This window comes from Micromonospora echinofusca (assembly GCF_017614955.1).
GTDB classification, from domain to species: domain Bacteria; phylum Actinomycetota; class Actinomycetes; order Mycobacteriales; family Micromonosporaceae; genus Micromonospora; species Micromonospora echinofusca_A.
In genome coordinates this window covers 1-3,376 of sequence record NZ_WVUH01000526.1, presented here as the reverse complement: position 1 = coordinate 3,376, position 3,376 = coordinate 1, and the positions used below count along the sequence as shown (strand labels likewise).

3 protein-coding genes are annotated in these 3,376 nt (G+C 75.6%); all 3 read right to left on the bottom strand.

The annotated features are described in order from the left end of the window. Positions 1-854 (bottom strand): hypothetical protein (locus GSF22_RS32130; protein WP_208817667.1); only part of this gene is annotated, 854 nt, incomplete at its 3' end. A gap of 44 nt (positions 855-898) precedes the next feature. Beyond that, positions 899-2,170, bottom strand: a complete 1,272-nt coding sequence (locus GSF22_RS32125) for a vWA domain-containing protein (RefSeq protein WP_307804499.1) — start codon at positions 2,168-2,170, stop codon at positions 899-901. Beyond that, a partial coding sequence (locus tag GSF22_RS32120; protein WP_244454534.1) for an AAA family ATPase occupies positions 2,167-3,376 on the bottom strand: 1,210 nt, incomplete at its 5' end. The genes GSF22_RS32120 and GSF22_RS32125, both read right to left, overlap by 4 nt.

Genomic DNA, 3,376 nt, shown 5'->3' with positions numbered 1-3,376 from the left:
ATCGTGGGCCGGGCGCCGGGCGGCTGGCCGGCGGTCTCGGAGACGGTGAGCAGGGCCCGGCCGTCCCGGGTGTAGGTGACCGCCTCGCCCTGCGGCTCGTCCGGCAGCGCGGTGACCCGTGGCCTGCCGGTGGTCAGCGCGGCAACCAGGTCACCACCGGTGACGTCGTACTCGAACGCGTCGGCGTAGGTACGCAGCACCACGCGGCGTCCGTCCGGGGCGGTCGCGGCCCCGGTGACCAGCCGCCGGCCGAGGAAGGAGAACGGGTTCGCGGTCGTGGTACCCGGTAGCCGTACCCGCCCCGCCGCCACCAGGGGCACGGTCGCGCCCCGCCGCGGCGGACCCGCCGTGGTGTAGAGGCCGGCCCCGCCGCTCTGCTTGGTGACGATCACCGGTCGGCCGTCCCGGGTCACCAGAAGCGCTTCGGCGTCGTGCGGCCCGTCGGGATAGCTCATCCGGTACAGCACCGGCCGGCCGGACCCGGACCGGAGCGTCCACACCGCGATGGTCTCCCGGGCCCGACCGTTGTCACCGATGTCGCCCACCCAGAGAGTGCCGTCCAGACCGACCGCGAGATCCTCGGTGTCGCGCGGCCGGGACGGATAGGCCACCGTCCGCACGACGGCACACCGCCGGTCGAGGAAGAAGATCCGCCGGTGGGAAGCCTCGTCGGCGCCGTCGTTCACCACGACGAATCCGGTATCGGTGGCAACCAGGCCGGAGATCTCGTCCAGCCGGTCGTCCCGCACCTGGCACACTGTTGCCGGCCCGGCGGGAGCCCTGACCGCCGGGGCCGCCGCCACCGGACCGGCAGCGGTGAGAACAGCCAGGACGGTGGCGAGCGGGATCGACATGCGCCCATTCTGCCGGTGCGTCCGCAGCCGGTGACACCTCGTCCTCACCCCGGAGCGGACCCGATGTGCACCACCCGTGCCCAGTCGGGTGGGGTGTCCGGCACGTAGTCGGGGTCGTCCTCGCACCAGGACGGGCCGGCCGCCGACCGGGGGAAGAGTCCCACCACCGTCCGGCAGGATGGTCGGGTCGACGGCCAGGGCGTCTGCCCGTCGGTCAGGGCCACCAGCACGTCCGGCCGGGGTTGCGCCCGCAGTGCCCGGGCGAAGCCGGCCCGCAGGTCCGTCCCTCCGCCACCCAGCAGGACGATCCCCTCGGCCCGGCACAGTGGCTGCACCACACGGGCCGCCGCGTCACAGGACAGCACGGTGACCAGGTCCCGCCGGCCGCCGACGGCGCGGGTGATCGCGGCGACCTCCAACAGGGCGCTGCCGAGTTCGGCGTCGCTGACCGAGCCGGACGTGTCGACGACCACCGAGACCCGGGGTGGTCGGCGCCGCAGGCTGGGCAGGATCACGCCGGGCAGGCCGGCGGAGCGGCGTGCCGGCCGACCGTAGACGTAGTCCTCCCCCGCTCCGGGCCCGGACGCCGCCGACCGCAGCGCCGCGCCCAGCAGGTCCCGCCACGGTTGCGGTGGGTGGAACGCCTCCTCCGCCCAGCGCCGCCACCCCTTCGGGGTGTCACCCGGGCGGGCGGTGATGCCCTGCGCCACCCGGAACCGGACCGCGTCCCGTTCCTGTGCGCTGAGCCCGTGGGCGCCATCCGCTCCCAGGTCCCACTCCCGCTCCAACCCGTCGGCCCCGCTGCCGCAGTCCAGCCAGGCCAGGTCCTGGGTGCGCGGTCCGAGTCGGAACGCCCGCAGGTAGTCCTCCATCAGCTCGCCCTCGGGCAGTCCCAGGAGCCCCGGCCGGACGGCGCCGGCCGGGCAGGGCAGGCCGGCCCCGTACACGTCGTCGTTGATCTCGAAGTCGGCGGCGATGTTCATCCGCAACCGGTCGCCGCGTCCGGTCAGTCCGCGCTCCCGCGCCACCCGGTCACTGCGGCCGTGATGGTCGCGCAGCAGGTGGGACACCTCGTGCACCCACACCCCGGCCAGTTCCTCCACCGGGGTCCGGTCCACGAAGACCGGCGACACGTAACACCGCCAGTGCCGGTCCACCGCCATCGTGGGTACCCGCCGGGACTCCACCGGGGCCAGGGCGAACAGTGCCGTCGCCAGGTAGGGCCGGACCCGGGCGGCGTACAACCGGGCGGCGAACAGTTTCTCCCGGTCCAGCGTCCCCGGAGTGCCGCCGGTCCCGGACAGGTCCGCCGTCACCGGCCGGCACCCGCCGCAGCGACCCGCGCGGTGGCGTGGTCCGCCCGGCGGGCCAGGGACACCGCGCCGGTGAGCCGTTCGACGACCGCCGGTACGTCCCAGTCGTCCCGACGTAGCGTGGCGAGCGTGGTGGCGGGGACGACCACCAGGTCGGGGGCACCGGTCTGCACGGCCCGGGCCAGCAGGGCCCAGGCGGCGTCCCAGCGGGACCGCTCCGGACGACGTCGGACCGCCTCGACCACCGCGTCGAGGACCGCCTGCCGCAGGTCGCCCCGCTCGGGGAGATCCGCGGTCGCCGGAGCCGCGAGCAGGTCCTCCGGGTCCGGCAGGTCCATCCGGTCCAGGCTGGCCAGCAGCTCCAGCCCCGGCCCGTCGCCCACCGTGCCCCGGACCAGCATGGACAGCACCTCCCGGGAGGCGCCGGCAGCGGTGGCGAAGGCGGTCAGCCGCAGGGCCATCTCCCAGGTACGCGGCGACGGCCAGGCCCCGCCCCGGCGGGTCTCGTTGGCGGGTAGTTGGTGCACCAGCCCGGGACGTGCGGTCAGGAAGCCGCACACCGCACGGCGGGCCAGCTCCACCGCCCCGGACAGCCGCTGCGGGTCCAGCCGGGGCAGCTCGGCGCGGGGCCAGGTGCCGCCCAGGCCGCGTACCACGACATCGGGGTCGTGGGCCCACCGGAGGTGGACGAACCGGTTGGCCAGGGGTGGGCTCAGTTCCCAGCCGTCGGCTGCGGAGGACCGCGGGTTGGCGGCGGCGACGATCCGTACCCCGGCGGGAAGTCGCAGCGCGCCGACCCGCCGTTCGAGCACCACGCGGAGCAGGGCGGCCTGGACGGCCGGTGGCGCGGTGGAGAGTTCGTCCAGGAAGAGCAGCCCCCGTCCGGTACGGGCCAGGCGTACCGCCCAGTCCGGCGGAGCCATCGGGACGCCCTGGACCGCCGGGTCGTCGCCGACCACGGGCAGGCCGGCGAAGTCGGAGGGTTCGTGCACGCTGGCGATCACCGTGGTCAGCGGCAGGTCGAGGGCGGCGGCGAGCTGGGTGAGGGCGGCGGTCTTCCCGATCCCCGGTTCGCCCCAGAGCAGCACCGGCAGGTCGGCGGCGACGGCCAGGGTCAGGGCCGCGAGCTGGGTGTCGGGCCGGGGCTCGGTACCGGTGTCCCCGAGGAGGGTCAGCAGGTCGGCGGCAACGTCGAGCGGGGAGCGGGGA